We start from the raw sequence: 20,583 nt of genomic DNA, 5'->3' as shown, positions 1-20,583 counted from the left end.
TTGGACACAATAGTTTCAAGTCAGATGCCATCAAGTTCGACAGCATTATTATTAAAAGATTCTCCTTCTGTTATAATGCTTTCCCCCCCTTATTTCCTCATGATTAAGCAATGTAGCCGACGCAGTTCAAAGGTGGCTCCGATCGCCATCGGAAACTAGCAAGTGTCTCAGATCACAAAGCCGATCGATCCCCCTCACTGCCAAAAACGTAAAATTATGTAACATTAAGTGAAGAGTTATCAAAGAACTCTTGCCATATCCCTAGAAAGTTATGACAACGAAACTAAGAGGTACACACACAGAGAAAATGGAGAGAGACTTGCACCAGTTGAGGGCAGACCAAGAACTGATTCTCAACCAAGTAGACAATGCGATCGCTCTGTTCGACTCGTCTGACTGCTTAGTTTTGTTTAACAAAAAATTGGCTGGAATCTGGCAACTCTCCCCAGAATGGCTGGAAACAAAGCCGAAGTGCCACTTGCTGTTTGCGGAAATTGTCGATCGGGGTTACTTGTCTGTTCAGCAGTGGCAAGAGTTTCAGCAAGCACTCGAAAAATCTCAGGATGAAAGTTTATCATTTTATTTCGAGCAATCCAATGCGGTTTGTTTGGAGGTGTGCGCCACGATTACCAACAGCGGCGGACGGCTGTTTACATTTCGAGATGTTACGGTATACCAAAACTCCCAAGCTAGCTTGAACGCAGAAGTCAGGCGGCTGAGGTTTCTTTTAGGTTTAACCGAACGTCTGCAAAAATCTGACAGTTTGCAAGAAATAGGTCAGTTTGCCCTCACCTATTTAGTAGAGGCAATGAATGCAGCTTTCGGAGATGTCAAGGTGATTAATGGCAAGGGAAACGATCGGCAAGCGTCGGGGATTTGCAACCAAGTTTCTAGTCAATTTTTGGCTACTTACGGGGAACCTGTAGTCGCAGGAATGCAAGAATTGCTCGACAAGGGCATTCCCTACGGTATCGGTTTGCTGTGGGAAGTGGTGAAAACTGGTAAACCTGTGTTTGTCGAGGATTATGCCCAACATCCCCATGCCGTGCCGGAATTTCGGCATCCGGGAATTGGACAACTGGGTATTTTTCCGATCGCAGCTACCAACGGCACGATCATCGGCGTACTGACGCTGGAGTCCCGCAACGTCAAAAAACTACAAACCGCCCTCCACCAAGAAGTGCTGGAGGCTGCTTGCCGGACTCTGGGGGCGGCGATCGAGCGGGCTCAGACACAAGAGAACCTGCGCCAAGTTAATGAAGAATTAGAGTATTCTTCTCAGTTGAAATCTGAGTTTTTAGCGTCAATGTCCCACGAATTGCGGACGCCTCTCAACAGCATTCTCGGCTTTTCTGACTTGCTGCTGCGGCAAACGGCCGGACAGTTGAGCGATCGACAAATCAACTATGTAGATCTGATCGAAAAAAGCGGCCAGCACTTGTTGCAGCTAATCAACGATATTCTCGATCTTTCTAAAATAGAAGCGGGGAAAGTAGAACTAAATTTACAGCCTGTTCGCGTTCAAGAACTCGCTACAGAATGTCTGAAAATGATGCAGCTACGGGCCGAGAAAAAGCGAATTGGTTTGTCTTTAGAACTCGACTACCGCATTACTAAAGTTTGGCTCGACGAACGGCGAGTTCGACAAATTGTAATTAATTTACTTTCCAATGCCATCAAATTTACCCCCGAACAGGGACAAGTTAAACTCAGCGGGCGTCTGGCCTACGGCAGCGAAATAGACGGCGACTACCGGCCGGATTGTTCTCCTGTAAATGCCAGCACTCCTTATTTGTGTTTAGAGGTGAAAGACTCCGGCATCGGCATTCCTCAAGACCGCTGGCACTTGCTATTTCGACCTTTTCAACAGGTGGATTCTTCCCTGACTCGGCGCCACGAAGGTACAGGTTTGGGTTTGGCTTTGACTAAGCGTCTGGCAGAATTGCACGGGGGAACTGTTTCTTTTCAATCTGTTTGCGATCAGGGAAGTCTTTTCCGCGTTTGGCTGCCTTTGACGGAGATGCGTCAACAGTTGGGAAACTTTGCTTCTTGTGCTTTGGATACCAAGTTAGTTCCTGCTTCTGCGATTGCTTTACCAATTGCCAGGAAGCGGATTTTGGTTGTCGAAGACCAGCCTTTTAATCAAATGTTAATTTCTGAGGTGATGGAATTGGAGGGGTACGGGGTAGAGATACTCGCGGATGGGAAGGCTATGGCCGATCGTATTCTCGCCGCCTCTGCGGCCCCGGAGTTGCTGCCGGATTTGATTTTGATGGACATTCAGTTGCCGGATGTTGACGGCTTTGAGTTGATGCGCCGAGTTAAAGCAGATCCTGTCTGGGACTCGATACCGATGATTGCCGTGACAGCGATGGCGATGCCCGGTGACAGTGAGCGATGTTTGGAAGCTGGCGCTTCTGCTTATTTGAGCAAGCCACTGGATTTGAATTTGGCGATCGCTACTGTCCGTTCTTTTCTCGGCTAACAATAATTATTTGCAGTTCCAGCACTGCCATTTATGATAATTGATAACAACAAAGGTTAAACTCAATAGTAGATAAATATCTATATGACTTGCCCGCACTTGCCTCCGAAAGCCTGTTCCTACGAAAAATATCGAGTTTAGTAAGGAGAAATATACAAATCAACCAGTTTTCGAGCTTCCTCACGCGCAACTGCCGAGCTAAATTCGATATATTATATCATATTCCATGTCAAACAAGTCGCCCTGCATCATGTTGGTTGATGACGAGCCAGCTAATCTGACTTTACTGGAAGAGTTATTGCTCATGAAAGGATACGCTACAGTATCAGCACTATCTGGCGATGAAGCGCTCTCCCTCGCCCGCGCCTCTCGACCTGATTTAATTTTATTAGATATTATGATGCCGGAGATGGACGGCTTTGATGTGTGCGAGATCCTGCGGAAGGATACGGCATTGCAAACTGTACCGGTAATTTTTTTAACTGCCCTCGATGACGATACCTCTCGCATCAAAGGGTTAGAAATGATGGCAGATGATTATTTGACAAAGCCTTTTAACAGTCGTTTGTTGCTGGCCAAAGTTGAAAATATTTTGCAGTTGAGTCAAATGCGATCGCAAGCTGTATCTTCCCAATTCCACCAGCAGGTAAAAGAGCAAAGCAAACGCCAAATCGCCGCAGCTTGGGAAGCCAACGAATATCTTTCAGAAAAATTTCAGCTATTTGTGCCTGAGCAACTTCTCGAACGAATTGCGCCGCAAGGAATAGAATCTATTCAGTTGGGCAATGTCACAGAAGAAGAGCTGACTGTTTTATTTTGTGACATTCGCGGGTTTACTACGATCGCCGAATCTCAACAAGCTCGCGAGACTTTTGAATGGTTGAACGCTTTTTTTACTAAAATGAACGAGTGCATCACGTCTCACGGCGGGTTTATTGACAAATACCTAGGCGATGCAATCATGGCAGTATTTGACAAGCCGAATTCTCACGCTATGGATGCGATCGAAGCCGCAGTAGCAATGCAAGAAACTTTGCAAGAATTTAATGCCAGTCGCCACAAATACAATTTAGAATCTCCAGTCAATATTGGTACGGGAATTAACACAGGTATCGGCATGATCGGCACTTTAGGTTCCGATCGCCGCATGGACTCTACAGTTATCGGCGATGTGGTAAATACAGCTTCTCGGTTAGAAAATTTAACTAAAATATACGGCTGCCAAATTATTGTTAGCGAAAATGCCATTGTTCATGCGAGAGAATTTCTAAATGGCATAAGTTCCAACTCCCACTCGAAAGAAAGTCTATTATTAAAGTGCGACTTAGAAGTGGAAACACAGGATAGTATGATTTCTACTTCTGGGGCGACTGCTGCTGACAGCCATTTGCCCAGCAACAATTATTACTATCGCTGGATCGATCGAGTAACCCCGCGCGGCAAGCAGCAAGCTATTGAAATCTACGAAATCTGGAGCGCCTCCTGTCCAGACTCGGAGGCAAAGCAGCTTACCCAGGGTTTATTTGACAAAGGAATTCAAGGATGGCAATCCGAAAGATTTGTCGCGGCCTTGGGATATTTTCAGCAACTAATCGAACAAAACCCTGCGGATACAGTTGTCCGTTTTTATATAAATCGCTGCCAGGAAAAACTAGGTTTTCTACCTGCAAATAGCAGTTCATAAACATTTAACTTTTAGGGCGGGCTATAAGCCCAACCCCTACTCCCCACAATAGTTTAGAACTCTGGAAAAAGTCGCTAACTATCCTCCATTGCATCTACGTTGCGTCAGTGCTTTCCCTATCAATGAAAGATTTATGCAATAACTCTACTCTAATTGGAATTAGCATCAAACAGTGGTCAAAACTTGCTCTCTCAACTTCCCGATCAACTCATTCACCCCCCCCGTATTCAAACGGTAACTCAGAGGATGACCGATCAAATAAGCCGAACTTTCAAACAAAACATCAATTTCCACCAAACCATTTTCTCGCAAAGTTTTGCCAGTCGAAACCAAATCAACAATTGCCTCCGACATACCAGTAATAGGCCCCAACTCCACAGAACCGTAAAGCGGCACAATTTCCACCGGCAAATTCAAATTGTGAAAATATTCCCTTGCACAGTGTACGAACTTAGAAGCAACTCTACCGTGAGGAGGTAAATCCACAGTTCGTCGATAAGAACTAGATTCCTTCACCGCCACCGACAGCCGACACTTGCCAAATTTTAAATCAATTAAATTGGCAACTTTCGGCTTTTTTTCCCGCAAAACATCATAGCCAGCAATCCCCAAATCCGCTTGACCGTATTCCACATAAACCGGCACGTCGTGCGTCCTTACTAGCAAAGCTTTGGCAGTGCCTGTGGGGTCATAAATTTGAAGTTGTCGGTTAGAGGAATCGAGAAAAGCACTGAAGTCTAATCCAACCGATTTAAACAGCCGAATGCTATCTCCTAACAATCCGCCTTTGGGAAGTGCAACAGTAATCATGTCAATTTTTAGAGTGTAAATTTCTCAATTTGGGAAAGGGGCGATCGCGATCTAAGCATAAACAGCTTTTACCAAACTCAGAATAACACATAGAGTTTATAGCGAAAAATAAATTTCGGGTATTGCTCGATCCTTTGTTTGGGTATATATTATATTTAGTAAGTTTTTATTTCGTCACGTTTTTCAATGGCGGTCGGTATGGAAAACAATCAAGAATTTGACGGAAATTTTCACAGTGTAGACCCGGATTCCCTGAAAAAGATTACAGTAGATGAAATCCTCTCAGGCGGTGGTGTAGAGAGGGAGGAAATGGACTATACAGTAGCTGTACCTAGCGCTAACCAGGCCAGGGTTCCCAGAGACAGAGGCTTCTCGTTCCATGTGGAATCAAGCGTGTTCGATCAAGCCCCCCGATCGAAGTTTGCAGAAAAACGCGGAACGCTGGGAGGCTGTTAATTTGACAACTCTCCGCCCTAGAAGGGCAGAGATTCTTGTATCATTCAGTCCACTTAATAAGTACAGCTTCCTGTACTTACCGCAAGATGGTTCTGTCCTCAAGCTTTCGACTCATTGCAGAGTCTTGTTCCCGTGTGCCCCACGGTACAATTCAAAACCCAAAATACTGGTTTCTAGGCGTACTTGTTGCTCGAAGTTTTTACCCGCGCAAGCTTTTCTGCGCCCAAGCCCATAACTTCAGTTTTCAAGGTGCGTTGCCTTCCAGCGACTGGGTTTTTAATGTGGTTGAATACCCTAGCCACATTACAATATTATCACGACCAAGAATAAAAAGTCGTCCTAGAAGGACGGGGCTTTAGACCCAATTTTTTGGTAAAATGCTTGCAGAGGCTGGTGCAGAAAACGGGCCGATCGCCTGATCGCCATTGTGTGTCACGCCTTTGTATATTCAACTCTAAAACTTAAAATTGCACGGGCGATCGGAAATAGCTGACAGCTACATTATGACCAAATTGACTCTGGTAATCGGCAACAAAAATTATTCCTCTTGGTCGCTGCGCGCTTGGCTGGCGATGAAACAAGCTGGACTGGAATTTGCCGAGGTGAGAATCCCCTTAGACTGGCCGACAACGCATGAAGAAATTCGGCGCTATTCTCCTTCGGGAAAAGTGCCAGTTTTAATCGACGGCGATCTGAAAGTGTGGGAATCTTTAGCAATTTGCGAATACGTTGCAGAACGCTTTGCAAATGATTTGTGGCCGACAGATGTAGCCCAACGGGCGATCGCCCGTTCCATCTGCGCCGAAATGCACGCGGGGTTCCAAAATTTGCGCGACAATATGCCGATGGACTGCCGCAACCGCTATCCGGGAGAAGGGATGACTCCCGGTGTAGAAGCAGAGATTCATCGCATCTTTGCCATTTGGCGCGAATGCCGCCAAAAATTCGGAACAGGCGGCAATATGCTATTCGGAAAATTCACAATTGTTGACGCTATGTTTGCCCCCGTTGTCATGCGTTTTATCACCTACGGAGTCAAATTAGATTCAGTAGCAAAAGCTTATGCGGATGCGATTTTTGCCTTGCCTGCAATCCAGGAATGGCTAGCAGCAGCTTGCAGCGAAACGGAAAGTATTCCACACATTAAAATCTAGCAAAAATCAGTTTACTTAACCTAAAATCTCAAATCTCAAATTTGAAATCAGGATGCGGATTCTTTTAGTTGATGATGAAGTTGAGTTGACTGACCCTTTGAGTCGAGTCTTAAGCCGCGAAGGTTATACAGTTGATGTGGCATTTGACGGAGAAAGTGGCAGCAATTTAGCCATGCAGGGCAATTACGATTTGCTAATTTTGGATTGGATGCTGCCGAGACAAACCGGACTGGCAATTTGCCAGAATTTGCGATCGCAAGGAAGGAATACGCCAGTGCTATTTCTCACCGCCAAAGATACCGTAGACGATCGCGTACAAGGACTCGACGCCGGTGCAGACGACTATTTAGTCAAACCTTTTGAACTGCGAGAACTGCTAGCCAGAGTCCGCGCATTGCTGCGGCGGCCTCCTACTTTTGATGCCGAGGTTGCTGTCGGCCGGCTGCAAGTTGGAGATTTACAGCTAGACTACGACAATCAATTAGCTTATCGGGGCGATCGTACAATTGACTTATCAGAAAAAGAATGTCAGTTATTAGAATACTTAATGCGCCATACCGGTCAATTGCTAACACACGAACAAATCCACCAGTATTTGTGGAGTGAAGCCGAAAAACCCAGCAGCAATGTATTAGCCGCTCAAATTCGCCTGCTGCGCCGCAAAATAGAAGCCCCTGGCGAATCTGTGCTAATTCACACAGTCTACGGCAGAGGCTATCGTTTTGGAGAAGCAAATTAAAAATAATAGCAATTGTACAAAAATCCCTCTTTTCTCTTCCATCGGACTGACATCCATGACATCCGTTACATCCGTCGAGCGAATCCGTTGCCGAACTTCCTTTTTCCTTCGGCTATATTATCTATTATCGGGAAAGTGTGCACCCTAAACAGCCTTTACGTATCTTGACAAACCAAAGTAATTACTGTCACCTCCGGCGGACAAAATAGCCTCCCCGGCGAATAAGTTCCCAAACCCCGATTTACGTACAGCAAATTACTCCCAACCTGATGCAAACCGCTAGCCCATTCCCAGTGAGTAACTACTCGATCCCAAGCCGACATAAAAGGAATGAACTTTCGGATTCGTTTAGGAATCAAATAGCCAATTTTTCTGACCCAAGCGTACAAAGGGCCGATACCAGGAATAACAATTTGACCACCGTGAGTGTGCCCAGAAAACTGCAAATCAATCCGCCAATTTTGCAGCTTTTCAGCAGTATCAGGATTGTGAGACAAGACAATCCGAGGAATCGCGGGATTTATGGATGTCATTACAGGTTTAGGCGCAAAATCGCCCGACCAAAAATCTGCTAACCCAACTAAAGCCAATTCAGAACCCAAAGGATAGATTGCTTCGTTGTACAAAACCCGAATCCCGACGCTATTTAAAGCCTTAGTAACCTCTCTTTTTGCCTCCGGCCAGTAGTGGTCATGATTGCCCAAAACCGCGTAAATTCCCACCCGACTTTGCAAGTTTTTCAATCGCTGCACTAAGCCGTAAATAGGTGCGGGGTCATAGCTAATAAAGTCACCAGTTAAAAAAATCAGGTCTGGTTCGGCTTCATTGGCTGCTGCAATCGCCTCTTCTAGCAACCATTCCGACAGTCGCACCCCGTCATAGTGAAAGTCTGTAAGCTGTACAATTTTAGTACCGGATAGATTTGCTGGAAGATTAGCGATTGGTATTGTTAAATACTCTATTCGCAGTTTCCCAGTTAATAACCTGTGCATAAATCTAAAGTTTATTGATGACAGAGCGCCACCTCTAGCTTAGCAAATAAACAAGCAAGACTGCCAAACTAGATATTCTTCCCTTTTCCTTCTGTCATCTGACTAATGACTACAGTCCAGGACGCAAAAAGTGGGATTACTCAAGAAAATTGAGACAGAAATGCCCAATCTTTATTTAGGCTTTCTTGCAAAATTGTTTGGGTATTACGCGCCAAACTACTACAGCATTTTTATAATATTATGAGTGGCGTAACAAGCTGTTTAAAACGCGATCTTCTTCAGAGTGGCATTCCCCGCCCCGCATCTATATTCTTTTAGCAATTGTCAAAGCTTAGATTCGTGTCGCATCCCCATCGCATCGACCTACCACGGGGGGATTTCCCCTACCAAACACTATCTCATCACTAATGATTTATTACTAAGCAGGTGGAAATAAACATGGCTTGGGAGAGGCAGAGTTTTGCATTAATAATAAACTGGCGGCTAGTATATATCATTGCCTTATCCGCCCCTACGATATTTTATTTTTTGTCGAGTTTGCCTACTTTTTAACTAATAACTTTTGACGAATGCCGCTTTTTCTCAATATATTGCTGGTGGTAATCCTCTGCCATATAAAATTCACCAGCAGGTTTTATTTCGGTTGCAATATCTTTGTCGTATTTACCGGAAGTTTGCAATTTTTGTTTGGATGCGCGAGCGGCTTTTTCTTGTTCGGAATTGTGATAAAAAATCACAGACCTGTACTGTTCGCCTCTGTCGGGGCCTTGGCGGTTGATTTGGGTAGGATCGTGACAGTTCCAGAATATTTCTAGCAGTGCTTCGTAACTCACCTGCGATCGATCGTACTCTATCAGCACAGATTCAGCGTGACCAGTGACTCTAGCACAAACATCCAGGTAGCAGGGATTCGGCCAGTGACCTCCTGTGTAGCCTGCAGCAGTCGAGACGACACCAGCAACGGCGCGAAACTTGTGTTCAACTCCCCAAAAACAACCGGCGGCAAATGTGGCTTTTTCCATCGTGTTACTCATCGTATTGCGCTCAAACTTGGCACTAGGTTATGCTTGACATATTCCCATCAGTGTGCATTCCCAAACTAATCGCGGCTGTACGTAGTTTAGCAAATATTGTCGTGCTTTTTCCAAGGGCTCTAAGGGCGATCGACTAATTCCCCCTGCCAAAAATTGCTGCCAATAACAGTGTTGTAAATAATCGATTAACCACAACTGAGATTCAGTATCTAAAGTTTTATCAATTTCCTTTGCCAATTCCAAAGCAGACCGCAGATTTTGAGGCAACTGCTTCACCTTTTGCAGCAAATCATCGGGTATTGATTGCAGTTGCTGCCAAATAGCAATTGCCTCCCCAGGACTGCCCTGAGCCATGCCCAGTACCTCGGAATGATCCAAAATCTCTGCGAATCCCGCTTGCTGCAAAACTTGTGCCATTGCTTCGGGATTCAGTCGTGAAAACTGGATTTTTTGACAACGGGAAATCAAAGTTGGCAGCAAAGTTTCCACAGTTGGAGCAATTAAGATTAGCGCTGCTTTTCCCGGTTCTTCCAATGTCTTCAATAAGCCGTTAGCGGCTCCCTCACCCATTGTTTCTGCTTGTTCCAAAACTACGACTGAACGCGCAGCTTCTAGCGGCGGTCGGCTGAGAAAATCACCGATTTCTCGAACTTGTTCTAAGCGAATTTGTGGTGGTGCTTTCCGCTTTAAACCGGCTTCCTCTGCTTCCTTTGGTGTAAGCCGTTTGCCTTGGTTCATATAAGTTGGTTCTACCCAGAGTAAGTCTGGATGATTTCGCTGCCGCACGCGATTTTGAACGGAGGCTATTAGTCTGGTTTCCGGAAGATTGGCTGAGAATAAAAGCTCGATGAAAGACTGAGCAGCTAAACTTTTGCCGATGCCGTTAGAGCCGATAAATAAATAACCAGGAGCAATTCGGTTTTGCTCGACTGCTTGAGTTAGCAATTCTACTGCTCGCTCTTGTCCGATTAATGATGTAAAATAATTCATGTTTGTTAATAATACCAAAATGTTATTGTGTTTTAACGGACTGCTAAATAATTGTTGAGAGTTAAAAATGTTAAATTGTAAGTTGCCGGAGCCGGACAGGGCATTGCCGTTTCCCTACAGATTATGTAGCGCTATTTTTCAGAATTGGTATTATTTAAATATCCCCAAGCTTCTAACCTGCGAGTTACAATAGTTTGAATTTCCTGAGCGACTTCATATTCATGCCGATCGGCATTTATCGGGACAATTCGAGATTTATTTGCCTCGGCTAACTCCGCAAAACCTTGCTGCACAAGGCGGTGAAACTTCAAATCAGCTTGCTCGATCCGATCGCACCCTCCCCGAGCCCTTACCCTCGCCAAACCCTCCTCCACATTAATATCCAGCCACAAAGTCAGATCGCTTTCCAAGCCGCCGGTGGCAATTTCATTCAACTGCTTAATTAAATTTAAGTTAAGACCGCGGCCGTAGCCCTGATAAGCAATCGTAGAGTCAGTAAAGCGATCGCATAAAACAATCGTTCCCTTAGATAACTCGGGTTTAAGAAAAGTTTCGACGTGTTGAGCGCGATCGGCAGCGTACATTAGTAATTCTGCTCGATCGGATACTGATTCGCCCCCATCTTGTTTCAGCAACAAATGTCGTAGTCCCCTTCCCAACTCAGTACCCCCCGGTTCGCGAGTAGCCACCAAGCGGACACTCAGAAAGCAACTTGCTTGCAGGAACTGTATCAAGCGCTGCATTTGCGTAGTTTTACCCGCACCTTCAACCCCCTCAAACACGATAAGTTTGCCCTTCATTGCCCTAAATTCCCATCTCAATAAAATAAATCTATATTGTTCTGTGGATCTGTTCTAGGTTCGGTATGATAATAAAGTCTAAATGCCTCACGGCTGGAGTTGTCTATGGCTCGCTATACTGGTTTTTTTATCGTTGCCGTTCCGATCGACCGTCTCCGTCAATCCCTGATTGAAATTTTAGAGTCATGCAATCTTGATATTATCTACAATACAGGAGATTCCGTCATGGCTCGCGAGCTCCCAGGTCAAGTTTCGATTGCCAAACTTGTCACCGCAGAAGTCCTAATTGAGAAAAACACGGCCAGCGACTCAGAGGTTCGCATGAACTTCGTGATTAAAAACGAAGAACTGCCCCTGCAAACCAACAACCACTGCCGTCAAATGTTCGAGCTAGTGAGTCGTTCAATTATGAACAACAATAACTGGCGACTTTTGGAAAGTATGGCACTGTAGCCATCAGTCAGTCGATTTTAGATTTTAGATTTTAGAGTGACTCCACAGATAAATCTGGGGCCTCGAACTAACGTCGAAACTTCTTTGGTCTCGACTCCTGGTGTGGGGGGCTTGTATCCGTCTTGGGATGAGGTCATTAGTCATTAGTTTCTAGCTAATGACCGATGGCCTCCGACTTTTATATGCAATCCCTAAATTTAAGCTCGAAATCCCCGGCGCAAAAACAAAGAATTTGTAACCACGCTAACAGAACTAAACGCCATAAATGCTCCGGCCGCGGCAGGACTGAGTAGAATTCCGGTTGCAGGCAGCAATATACCCGCGGCCACCGGAATTCCCAGAGTATTGTAACCAAAAGCCCAAAATAAATTTTGGCGAATCTTATTAAAAGTAGCGCGCCCCAGCTCGATCGACTCAACAACATCCATCAAAGCATTTCGCATCAGCACAATTTGAGCAGTCTCAACTGCGACATCAGTGCCGCAGTGCAAACCGATACCGACATCAGCTTGAGCCAAAGCCGGGGCGTCATTGATACCATCGCCCACCACAGCCACTTTACAGCCTTGGGCTTGCAAAGTCGCGATCGCCCTCGCCTTCCCCTCCGGCCGCACCCCGGCCAAAACATCAGCCGCCGTCAAATCTAGCTGCTGCGCCGTCGCCGCCGCCGCAGACGGCGTATCCCCCGTCAGCATCATCACCCGCAATCCCATGCCCCGCAAACGTTCCACCGCCGCCTTAGCATCCGGCCTCAGAGTATCTTTTAGCCCGATTACCCCCAGCAAAACGCCCTCAGAAGCCACGTAAACCGCCGTTTTGCCTTGCAAAGACTCCGACAATTCCGTCGCCACAGCGACCCCCTGCTCTTTCATCCACTCAGCATTTCCCGCGAACACCCGCCGGCCCTCCACCAAAGCCGAAACCCCCAATCCCGGTTCCGTGCAGAAATCCTCAGCAGCTAGCAGCGGCAAACCTTGCTGTTGAGCTTCCAGCAAAATCGCTGCGGCGATGGGATGACAAGCGCCCCTCTCCACCGCCGCCGCAATTTGCAGCAGTTTTGAGTCAACTCTGCCAGAAACTCCATCAATTGTGGAACAAACATCTTGTTTGTTGCCAACATTAATATCTGAGTTCAAATCCCACTCCGAATTCTGGAAAATCGGCAAATAATCTGTGAGTGTGAGATTTCCGGTTGTCAGAGTGCCAGTCTTGTCAAAAACCACCGTATCTAATTGATGTACCCGTTCTAAAACATCACCACCGCGAATTAAAAGCCCGCGCTCCGCCCCGATGCCAGAACCGACTAAAATTGCAGTTGGGGTAGCCAGTCCCAAAGCGCAAGGACAAGCAATAACTAAAACTGCGATCGCCAATTTCAAACTTAACAGCAAAGGCGATTGATAATGGATAATTGGCAATTCATTTCCCATGCCCAATACCCCATGCCCGATGCCCATTGCCCCATGCCCCATATCGTGTCCTAAAAGCACAGAAGGCCAAATATGAGTGCCGGCAAAATACCAAAATAGGAAAGTTAAAAGCGATATCCCCATTACCCCATAAACAAAATATCCGGCGACAGTATCAGCTAAATTTTGAATCGGCGCTTTGCGAGTTTGGGCTGCCTGCACCAAAGCCACCATTTGAGCTACAGTTGTTTCCTTACCGGTGCGAGTTGCCCGCATCACAACTGCCCCGGATTTATTGATAGTTCCCGCCGCAACTGTATCTCCTGGTTGCTTCAAAACCGGCATTGATTCGCCAGTCAGCATCGACTCATCTATTGTTGTTTTGCCTTCGCAAATTTCGCCGTCTACTGGTATTTTTTCCCCTGGCAAAACTTGCAGCCATTCTCCGACTCGGACGCGATCGGCTGGAATTTCAATGTATTGTGGATCGTAGGCTGCAGATGTCGAGTCTAAAGGCAATTCTTCCGATCGCAAATCTAAACTCGCAAGTTTAAAATCAACTAAGCGGGCTTTCGCAGGTTGCAATGCGATTAAAGCTTGCAAAGCTGATGCAGCGCGCCGTCTGGCTTGCTGTTCCAGAGTTTTGCCCAACAAAATAAAGCCCAGCAGCATCACCGGTTCATCAAAAAAGCACTCCCATCCCATCCGTGGAAACAGCAGCGCCGCGTTGCTAGCGGTGTAAGCTGTAACAGCGCCTAAAGCTACCAAAGTATTCATGTTGGGTGCATTTCGCCACAAACTGCGGCACCCGTCAACGATAATCGGGCGGCCCGGTAGCAGCAAAGCTAGGGTGGCGAGTCCCCAGTGAAACCAAATATTGCTGAGAATAGGGGCTTTTGTGCCGAGTACGTGACCTAAACCGGATAGAATAATTAAAATTAGGGCGATCGTCAATTGCTTGATTTGCTGTCGAATTTCTTGCCCCCGCCGTTCAATTGTTGCCGCTTCGGCTTCCTGCTGATTTTCACCAGAACGAGACTGAGAGGGAAATCCATTATCAGTCAGCTTTTTCGCTAAAGCCTCTGCATCGACAGCCCCCGGTTGACACTCAACCGTCGCGACTTCTACGGCCAAGTTAACGCAAGCTGAAATTACGCCTGAATACTGCATGAGTTGGCGTTCCACAGCTTTCGCGCAGCCGGCACATTTCATCCCGCTGACATCGAAAGTAACAAGTTCTGGCGGTGATTCGTTAACTGGTAGGATTTCTGGTTGAATTTCGGGGATTGTTTTGGGCAAAAATTGCATGGTTTTTTTGGTATTGATTAGAATATTTCGCCACTTTTGAAATGGTTTAATGCCCTGTTTAGACAAATGTCTATATTTTGATCATAGATAAATATTGTGGCATCTTCCGAAAGTGTTAGTTTTTTTTAATTCTTATTAATTCCATGCGGTTAAATCCGCAGTCCGGTAGGGGTTTCAACTACTGTCGGACTGCGAGTTTAACGCTAAGACACGCCTTGGGCAGGGTAGTGCTGTTTGCCTATTTGATATAATGAGCCAATTGCCTAGTTAGTATCCAGCTTTTATTTGACGAATTTAGCTATGACAGAAACACCCAAATTTTATATTGTCAAACGTCCTGCGGGTAATTGCGAAATTTTGCCAATCGCGCAACTCGAAGAACAAAACCCCAGTATTATTGAAAAGTGGGGCCCTTACGATTCGCCTGAAGATGCGATCGCCCGCCGCATCGGATTAATTCGCGCAGGTAAATGCCAGCCGCAATGACGAATTACTATTACTTTCCTCCGCATCGCGAAAGCTAACGTGATATCAAATCTGTTAGCATCGGAATTATTCATATATTTATTCTCGACCTCTGCGTGAATCAGCGTCAATCCATTGTCATCTGCGGTTAATACATTCTCTTTTTAAAACCGCAGATACAGGCAGATAAACACAGATTAACGCAGATTAATTAGATCGATTTCGGTTGCACGGTCCGTGGTTGACTTTTGGCTGGATTTTACGCCCGACGATGCTACCGGATTTGATATGACTCGCAATGACGCATTGCAAAAAAGAGCGAAGCATTCGAGTTTAAAATCTTGGCTTTTAGCCTTAAATCTTCCCCCGAATGCTTTTTTTCAACTGAAACCCTACACAGGTTTTCTACTTAGATTTAGAAGGTGCCGCACTCGGTTTTGCTTGCGCCGCAGTCGGTTTAGGTGGCGCAGCATTCGGTTTCGACTCCGCCTTATTGTTCCCTGTTTTACCAGTAACTTGCTGTGTCAAAACTTCCATAGCTTTCGCGTACTGCGGATCGCCTGTCGTAGCAATTTTATCCCGATCGCGCCTCAATTCCTGTTTTTGAGCGTCGGTGAGTTCTACCTTAAAATCTGGTTCGATCCCGGCGTGGTTGATATCAGTGCCGTTGGGAGTAAAATACTTTGCAATTGTCACCGCCAAACCGGCACCATTTCCCACGCCGCGTACTGACTGAACTAAACCTTTACCAAATGTCTTTGTTCCCACCAAAACCGCGCGTTTGTTGTCTTGCAAAGCACCGGATAGAATCTCGCTAGCACTTGCTGAACCGCCGTCTACCAGTACAACTAACGGTTTGTCGGTGAGTTCTGCCTTATTTGCAGTTTGTCGATCAGCCTCACCGACTCGATCGACCGTCGAGACGATCGTACCTTCTTTGAGCCACATCCGAGCAATTTCAATACTTCCGTACAGCAACCCGCCGGGATTGGAACGCAAGTCTAAAATATAACCCGTTACCTTTTTCTGTTCCAAATCCTTAATTGCCGATCGCATTTCCGATGCAGCATTCGCACTGAACTGATTTAAGCGAATATAGCCGATGTCTCCGATCGGGCTTTTGTGTACCGACTGCCGTACAGGATGTATTTCAATTTTAGCGCGTTTCAGTTTAAAGTCTAATTCCTTGTTGTCCCGCAAAATAGTCAGCGTCACCTCAGTATTCACCTGACCGCGAATCAAATTTACTGCTTGATTCGTATCCATGCCTTCTGTGCTCTTGCCGTCAATCTTAGTAATGATATCTTTTGCCAGAATACCAGCACTAAAAGCAGGGGTATCTTCGATCGGCGAAATCACCACCAACTTCTTAGTTTCCTCATCTTGAGTCAACTGAATCCCAACTCCTGTCAGTTCCCCAGAAGTTTCAACCTGCATATTTCTGAACTCTTGAGGGTCCATAAACCGCGTATAAGGATCATCCAGCTTCTTCAGCATTTCCCGAATTGCTTTGTAAGCTGCCTCGTCGCTGGTATAAGTCCGGTTCAAATAGTCATTCCGCACCGCTTTCCAGTCAACCTGGTTAAAAGTGCCATCCACATAACTTTTGTCAATAATTTGCCAAACTTCATCAACTAACTCTTTAGGGCTTCCCCGAAAAGAAGCCAGAGATTTAGAACTGCAACCAGCGTTCGCAAGAGTTACAGCAGTGAGTACCACTGCTGCTGCACTTAGAACAAGCCCTCGTTTTGTTATAACCATTTGTCTGACGCGCGGGAGGAAAAGAGTTCAGAATAATTACGCTCAATCTAACACAGGCAAGGCCGGCTCGCCTTTGGCGTACAGATATTATTCAACTTTGCCGAGTTCTGCGGTGTCAACTTAAGACTGAAACCTTCTATCTCTTTCGTTTGTATCAAAGTCTCGATCCCCCTAAATCCCCCTTAAGAAGGGGAGTAGGGGTTGACTTTGAGCGTTATTGTCCCCCCTTAACAAGGACTTTGAGCGCTCTTGTCCCCCCCTTACTAAGGGGGGTTAGGGGGGATCTCCGGGTTTAAAAACACTCCCTAGGGACGATCCTCTCCGAGGGCTGCGCTAACGACAGCAATTAAGGATCGACCCAGCGATCGTCCGATTTAATCAAGTCAATCAATTCTGCCACCCCTCGGTCTTCCGGCACTTTCTTAATTTCTTCCCGGCCTCGGTACAGAGAAATATAACCCGGTTGCTTCCCGACGTAGCCGTAATCAGCATCAGCCATTTCTCCGGGCCCATTGACAATACAGCCCATTACTGCTATATCCAAACCGGTGAGGTGCTTCGTCGCCTCTCTCACTTGGTGTAACACTTCCTCTAAATTAAACAAAGTGCGACCGCAGGAAGGACAAGCGACATACTCAACCATCGTTTTCCGCAGTCCCAAAGCTTGCAGAATGCTGTAGCAGACGGGAATCTCCTTTTCTGGGGCCTCTGTCAGCGAGACGCGGATAGTGTCGCCGATGCCGTCAGTCAGCAGCGGTGCGAGGCCTGCGGTGGATTTGATGCGGCCGTATTCGCCGTCTCCTGCTTCCGTGACGCCCAAATGCAGCGGGTAATCCATGCCGAGTTCGTCCATCCGGTGCACCATCAAGCGGTAAGCAGCAACCATCACGGGCGCGCGGGAGGCTTTCAGGGAAATTACGATATTTCGGAAGTCGAGGGATTCGCAAATCTTGATGAATTCCAGGGCCGATTCCACCATCCCTTCGGGCGTGTCGCCGTAGGTAAAAAGCATCCGTTCGGCGAGGGAACCGTGATTAACGCCGATTCGCAAAGCTTTGCCTTGGTCGCGCAGGGAAATCACCAGAGGTTCCAGGGTTTCGCGGATTTTTTCCCCAATTTCGGCGAATTCGCTGTCGGTGTATTCGCTTCTGTCGGCTTTCGGCTTCTCGAACACGTACAGTCCGGGATTGATTCTCACTTTGTCTACGTGTTTGGCCACTTCGAGGGCAATTTTCATGCCGTTGTGGTGGACATCGGCGACGAGGGGCACGGGTTGGTAGGTGGCGTGCAGTTTTTGCTTGATTTCGGCTAATGCTTTGGCGTGGGCCATGCTGGGCACGGTGACGCGGACGATTTCGCAGCCAATCTCGTGCAAGCGCCGAATTCCGGCGACTGAACCGTCGATGTCGAGGGTGTCTTCGTTAATCATCGATTGTACGACGACGGGGTTGCCACCGCCGATCGTCACGCTACCGACTTTGACGGGCCGGGTTTTGCGGCGTTTGATGGTGGTGTCGAAGGTTGGTTCGGTGGTGAGGGTTTTAGTGGGGTTCGGCAGAGTTTGCATAACTGGTTGCTAGGGTTCTTTAATTAGAGTTTATAAAATTGTGTCTGCTGTTTTTTAGGTTTGCACAGAAACGGTCAGTTTGGGCAATGAGGTTTTGGGATTTAGAATTCTTAATGAAATTGTGCCGAATTTGTCGATCGAATTATGTCGGAAAAGGGCGATCGAACTAAAAGCCAACCATCACCGGGAAGGCGAACTGAAGTTGGGCCCGTGGAACTAAACCCAACTTAGAAAATACAGTTAAAATACAGGCTATGCCGAGATAAAAATTAATATTGGTTGGCGGTGAGGAGAATGGTTTGGACACCGGGGCAGGGGTTAAATGGCGATCGGTATATCATTGAAGGCAAGTTAGGTGAGGGCGGCTTTGGGGTCACGTACCTAGCGCAGAAGGCGCCAAACAGGCAGCGGGTTGTCATCAAAACGCTGAAAGACGACTTATTGAGAGATCCAAATTTTGCCTGGTTTCGGGACAAATTTCGCGATGAGGCGCTACTGCTATCTTTGTGCCAACATCCCAATATTGTGCAAATAGACAACTATTTCATTGATGGTAATTTGCCGTGCATTGCGATGGAATATGTGGCAGGGAAAGATTTGTTGAATTTGGTAGAAAAGCGCGGTATCCTGTGGGAAACAGAAGCTTTAAACTACATCCGCCAAGTGGCAGAAGCGGTAATAGTAGTTCACGAAAAAGGTTTGCTACATCGGGATATCAAGCCACAAAACATTATGGTACGCGACAATTTTGATGCAGTTTTGATTGACTTTGGTTTGGCACGGGGTTTTATTCCAGATCGCACTCAGCAAATGACTTTGGGGCTAACACATGGTTTTGCGCCTCCCGAACAGTACGGGGAAATGGGCAGATTTGCTGAGTACACAGATGTTTATGCTCTGGCAGCAACGCTATACTATTTGCTAACGAAAACACAACCAACTCCTGCATTTATGAGAGCTTTAAATCATCCTTTAAAGCCGCCGTTTCAGATTAATCCTAATATTAGCGATGCGGTGCATCGGGCAATTATGAAAGGGATGGAAATGAATGAGACAAAGCGCCCTCAGTCGGTTCAAAAATGGTTGGCTACGCTTCCCCAATCCCCCGGCAATCGGGGGCAAAGAGGGGGTGTTTCACCAACGATTCCTAGCCCGCAGCCACCGCCCCAACCTGTAAAATTGATTTCAGCAAAAGGAGTTGATTATCGTCAACTCGATCGGCTGTTGGCTAGCGGAAAATGGCAAGAGGCGGATGGGGAAACGGCAAGAAAAATGCTGGAAGTAGCGGGGAGAACAAAGGATGGCTGGCTGAGGGGTGAAGATATCGATCGATTCCCCTGTGAAGACTTACGAACTATTGACCAACTTTGGGTAAAATACAGTAACGGACGTTTCGGCTTTTCGGTGCAGAAACGCATCTATGAAAGTCTGGGGGGAAGCAGAGAATATGATCGGAAAATTTGGGCAGCTTTTGGCGATCGGGTAGGTTGGCGTGTGAATAGTAGTAAATGGTTGCACTATAATGATCTAAAATTCAACACCAAAGCACCTATAGGACACCTCCCGTGTGTGAAGGGAAAGTTAACTGATGGGGTGGTTGGTGGGGGGCTTGTTGTGGGGCGTTCTCTTCTCTCGCGTCGAGACTTGTAGACTGTAACATCTAAGGGTTACAGAATTTTATAAAGATTTATTACAAAGGCAAAAACCACGAAACCACGCCAGTTCTACGTTTCCGATACCTGGCACTGGCAGTCCTCACTTTACTTTTGGCTTTCGCGTAGTTTCTTGTAGTATCTGCCCCGCCACTTGCGGGTTATAACAGTTAGCAAAAATAAATTTTTCAGCCACCGCTAAAAACTCTGGATTTTCTGCATCCCACTCTCCCTCGCGGCCAAATCATCTTTCAACGAATGAATCTCAACGATATTATAGAAGCAATATTATAAAATCGGGTGCGAATTACAGACCATGCTGATGAAGAAGCAGAGGATGATAATCTCTCATTTGATGAAATCTACTTTTCCGTCTTTTATGGTGAAATCATTGAAAATTATCCCAAAGAAAAACCCTATCCCCGATACTTAATTTATGGTGAAAGCTTTAGAGGCGATCCTATTCACAGTGTTTGGTCTTATGTCCCTAGTAATAAACTAGCCATCCTAATCACAGTTTATCGTCCAGATGCAAATCGATGGATTAATTGGATACAAAGGAGAAATTAACAATGCTATCTGTAGAAAAATGCCCAATTTGCGGCGGTGAAATAGTTATCAAAGAAGTGGATAAACTTTTACGGGGCGGCAAGCATACTGCTATCTTAAAAGTATCCGCTGAAGTTTGCCTAAGCTGTGGAGAACGGTTGTACTCTGTGGAAACAGTTAGGAAATTTGCCAAAATTAGACAGCAATTGCAGCGAGAAGAGACTCAAGAATTCCAAGCGATGGGGCAATCTTTTCGCGTTGGATAAGTTATACGA

The 20,583-nt window shown here is 46.3% G+C and carries 19 protein-coding genes; 11 read left to right on the top strand and 8 right to left on the bottom strand.

Translation table 11 applies throughout. The annotated features are described in order from the left end of the window. Positions 1-271 precede the first annotated feature (271 nt). Both QUB37_RS05120 and QUB37_RS05115 read left to right on the top strand, forming a co-directional pair. Positions 272-2,485 carry an ATP-binding protein gene (locus tag QUB37_RS05120; RefSeq protein ID WP_333159736.1) on the top strand — a complete coding sequence of 738 codons (2,214 nt, stop codon included), beginning with the start codon at positions 272-274 and terminating at the stop codon, positions 2,483-2,485. A gap of 226 nt (positions 2,486-2,711) precedes the next feature. Then, positions 2,712-4,169, top strand: coding sequence for a response regulator (locus QUB37_RS05115; protein ID WP_333159734.1), 1,458 nt, complete (start codon positions 2,712-2,714; stop codon positions 4,167-4,169). A 165-nt stretch (positions 4,170-4,334) separates the two neighbouring features. Here QUB37_RS05115 and hisG read toward each other — a convergent pair whose 3' ends face one another. Continuing rightward, entirely contained in the window at positions 4,335-4,979 is a 645-nt protein-coding gene (gene hisG / locus QUB37_RS05110) for an ATP phosphoribosyltransferase (RefSeq protein WP_006633153.1), read from the bottom strand. A 198-nt stretch (positions 4,980-5,177) separates the two neighbouring features. Between hisG and QUB37_RS05105 the strand changes: the two genes are divergently transcribed. The 3 genes from QUB37_RS05105 to rppA all read left to right on the top strand — a co-directional run bounded on the left by QUB37_RS05105 (position 5,178) and on the right by rppA (position 7,328). Next, complete coding sequence (locus tag QUB37_RS05105; protein ID WP_333159732.1) at positions 5,178-5,435, top strand: hypothetical protein; 258 nt, start codon at positions 5,178-5,180, stop codon at positions 5,433-5,435. Between the two features lie 503 nt (positions 5,436-5,938). Then, positions 5,939-6,589, top strand: a complete 651-nt coding sequence (locus tag QUB37_RS05100; protein ID WP_333159730.1) for a glutathione S-transferase family protein — start codon at positions 5,939-5,941, stop codon at positions 6,587-6,589. A 52-nt stretch (positions 6,590-6,641) separates the two neighbouring features. Then, positions 6,642-7,328, top strand: coding sequence for a two-component system response regulator RppA (rppA, locus tag QUB37_RS05095; RefSeq protein ID WP_333159728.1), 687 nt, complete (start codon positions 6,642-6,644; stop codon positions 7,326-7,328). Positions 7,329-7,483: 155 nt separating this feature from the next. Here the strand turns inward: rppA and QUB37_RS05090 are convergent, their stop codons facing one another. The 4 genes from QUB37_RS05090 to tmk form a co-directional block, all read right to left on the bottom strand. Continuing rightward, positions 7,484-8,320, bottom strand: a complete 837-nt coding sequence (locus tag QUB37_RS05090) for a metallophosphoesterase (protein ID WP_333159726.1) — start codon at positions 8,318-8,320, stop codon at positions 7,484-7,486. A 548-nt stretch (positions 8,321-8,868) separates the two neighbouring features. Then, the gene (gene msrA / locus QUB37_RS05085) at positions 8,869-9,342 is read right to left on the bottom strand and encodes a peptide-methionine (S)-S-oxide reductase MsrA (RefSeq protein WP_333159724.1); all 474 of its coding nucleotides are present in this window, start codon (positions 9,340-9,342) and stop codon (positions 8,869-8,871) included. Positions 9,343-9,381: 39 nt separating this feature from the next. Continuing rightward, positions 9,382-10,344, bottom strand: a complete 963-nt coding sequence (locus QUB37_RS05080) for a DNA polymerase III subunit delta' (RefSeq protein ID WP_333159722.1) — start codon at positions 10,342-10,344, stop codon at positions 9,382-9,384. A gap of 131 nt (positions 10,345-10,475) precedes the next feature. Next, positions 10,476-11,144 (bottom strand): dTMP kinase, encoded by a 669-nt coding sequence (tmk, locus tag QUB37_RS05075; protein WP_333159720.1) that lies wholly within the window; start codon positions 11,142-11,144, stop codon positions 10,476-10,478. A 105-nt stretch (positions 11,145-11,249) separates the two neighbouring features. Between tmk and QUB37_RS05070 the strand changes: the two genes are divergently transcribed. Next, complete coding sequence (locus QUB37_RS05070) at positions 11,250-11,597, top strand: hypothetical protein (protein ID WP_190659999.1); 348 nt, start codon at positions 11,250-11,252, stop codon at positions 11,595-11,597. Positions 11,598-11,794: 197 nt separating this feature from the next. On the opposite strand, the gene QUB37_RS05065 is transcribed toward QUB37_RS05070, so the two are convergent. After that, a complete protein-coding gene (locus tag QUB37_RS05065) occupies positions 11,795-14,314 on the bottom strand; it encodes a heavy metal translocating P-type ATPase (protein WP_333159718.1) in 2,520 nt (839 codons plus the stop codon). Between the two features lie 300 nt (positions 14,315-14,614). Between QUB37_RS05065 and QUB37_RS05060 the strand changes: the two genes are divergently transcribed. Next, positions 14,615-14,800: a DDE transposase family protein gene (locus QUB37_RS05060; protein ID WP_333159716.1), complete on the top strand. Its 186-nt coding sequence runs from the start codon at positions 14,615-14,617 to the stop codon at positions 14,798-14,800. 384 nt (positions 14,801-15,184) lie between these two features. On the opposite strand, the gene ctpC is transcribed toward QUB37_RS05060, so the two are convergent. Both ctpC and ispG read right to left on the bottom strand, forming a co-directional pair. Next, a complete protein-coding gene (ctpC, locus tag QUB37_RS05055) occupies positions 15,185-16,540 on the bottom strand; it encodes a carboxyl-terminal processing protease CtpC (protein WP_333159714.1) in 1,356 nt (451 codons plus the stop codon). 346 nt (positions 16,541-16,886) lie between these two features. Then, the gene (gene ispG / locus QUB37_RS05050) at positions 16,887-18,107 is read right to left on the bottom strand and encodes a (E)-4-hydroxy-3-methylbut-2-enyl-diphosphate synthase (protein WP_333159712.1); all 1,221 of its coding nucleotides are present in this window, start codon (positions 18,105-18,107) and stop codon (positions 16,887-16,889) included. 79 nt (positions 18,108-18,186) lie between these two features. On the opposite strand from ispG, the gene QUB37_RS05045 reads away from it, so the two are divergent. From QUB37_RS05045 to QUB37_RS05030, 4 genes are all read left to right on the top strand, one after another. Then, positions 18,187-18,327 carry a hypothetical protein gene (locus tag QUB37_RS05045; RefSeq protein WP_333159710.1) on the top strand — a complete coding sequence of 47 codons (141 nt, stop codon included), beginning with the start codon at positions 18,187-18,189 and terminating at the stop codon, positions 18,325-18,327. Positions 18,328-18,401: 74 nt separating this feature from the next. Then, the gene (locus QUB37_RS05040; RefSeq protein WP_333159708.1) at positions 18,402-19,757 is read left to right on the top strand and encodes a serine/threonine-protein kinase; all 1,356 of its coding nucleotides are present in this window, start codon (positions 18,402-18,404) and stop codon (positions 19,755-19,757) included. Positions 19,758-20,059: 302 nt separating this feature from the next. Next, positions 20,060-20,329 (top strand): DUF4258 domain-containing protein, encoded by a 270-nt coding sequence (locus QUB37_RS05035; protein ID WP_333159706.1) that lies wholly within the window; start codon positions 20,060-20,062, stop codon positions 20,327-20,329. Between the two features lie 2 nt (positions 20,330-20,331). Beyond that, the gene (locus QUB37_RS05030) at positions 20,332-20,574 is read left to right on the top strand and encodes a YgiT-type zinc finger protein (RefSeq protein ID WP_333107999.1); all 243 of its coding nucleotides are present in this window, start codon (positions 20,332-20,334) and stop codon (positions 20,572-20,574) included. Positions 20,575-20,583 lie beyond the last annotated feature (9 nt).

Origin of the sequence: Microcoleus sp. AT3-A2 (assembly GCF_036705685.1) — a bacterium.
Classification (GTDB): domain Bacteria; phylum Cyanobacteriota; class Cyanobacteriia; order Cyanobacteriales; family Microcoleaceae; genus Microcoleus.
The sequence above is the reverse complement of the archived record's forward strand: the minus strand, read 5'-3'. Positions and strand labels throughout refer to the sequence as shown.

Bases quoted from the DNA above. Each gene is read 5' to 3' on its own strand.
- QUB37_RS05120 (WP_333159736.1), top strand. From the start codon at position 272: ATGACAACGAAACTAAGAGGTACACACACAGAGAAAATGGAGAGAGAC.
- QUB37_RS05115 (WP_333159734.1), top strand. From the start codon at position 2,712: ATGTCAAACAAGTCGCCCTGCATCATGTTGGTTGATGACGAGCCAGCT.
- hisG (WP_006633153.1), bottom strand. From the start codon at position 4,979: ATGATTACTGTTGCACTTCCCAAAGGCGGATTGTTAGGAGATAGCATT.
- QUB37_RS05105 (WP_333159732.1), top strand. From the start codon at position 5,178: ATGGAAAACAATCAAGAATTTGACGGAAATTTTCACAGTGTAGACCCG.
- QUB37_RS05100 (WP_333159730.1), top strand. From the start codon at position 5,939: ATGACCAAATTGACTCTGGTAATCGGCAACAAAAATTATTCCTCTTGG.
- rppA (WP_333159728.1), top strand. From the start codon at position 6,642: ATGCGGATTCTTTTAGTTGATGATGAAGTTGAGTTGACTGACCCTTTG.
- QUB37_RS05090 (WP_333159726.1), bottom strand. From the start codon at position 8,320: ATGCACAGGTTATTAACTGGGAAACTGCGAATAGAGTATTTAACAATA.
- msrA (WP_333159724.1), bottom strand. From the start codon at position 9,342: ATGGAAAAAGCCACATTTGCCGCCGGTTGTTTTTGGGGAGTTGAACAC.
- QUB37_RS05080 (WP_333159722.1), bottom strand. From the start codon at position 10,344: ATGAATTATTTTACATCATTAATCGGACAAGAGCGAGCAGTAGAATTG.
- tmk (WP_333159720.1), bottom strand. From the start codon at position 11,144: ATGAAGGGCAAACTTATCGTGTTTGAGGGGGTTGAAGGTGCGGGTAAA.
- QUB37_RS05070 (WP_190659999.1), top strand. From the start codon at position 11,250: ATGGCTCGCTATACTGGTTTTTTTATCGTTGCCGTTCCGATCGACCGT.
- QUB37_RS05065 (WP_333159718.1), bottom strand. From the start codon at position 14,314: ATGCAATTTTTGCCCAAAACAATCCCCGAAATTCAACCAGAAATCCTA.
- QUB37_RS05060 (WP_333159716.1), top strand. From the start codon at position 14,615: ATGACAGAAACACCCAAATTTTATATTGTCAAACGTCCTGCGGGTAAT.
- ctpC (WP_333159714.1), bottom strand. From the start codon at position 16,540: ATGGTTATAACAAAACGAGGGCTTGTTCTAAGTGCAGCAGCAGTGGTA.
- ispG (WP_333159712.1), bottom strand. From the start codon at position 18,107: ATGCAAACTCTGCCGAACCCCACTAAAACCCTCACCACCGAACCAACC.
- QUB37_RS05040 (WP_333159708.1), top strand. From the start codon at position 18,402: ATGGTTTGGACACCGGGGCAGGGGTTAAATGGCGATCGGTATATCATT.
- QUB37_RS05030 (WP_333107999.1), top strand. From the start codon at position 20,332: ATGCTATCTGTAGAAAAATGCCCAATTTGCGGCGGTGAAATAGTTATC.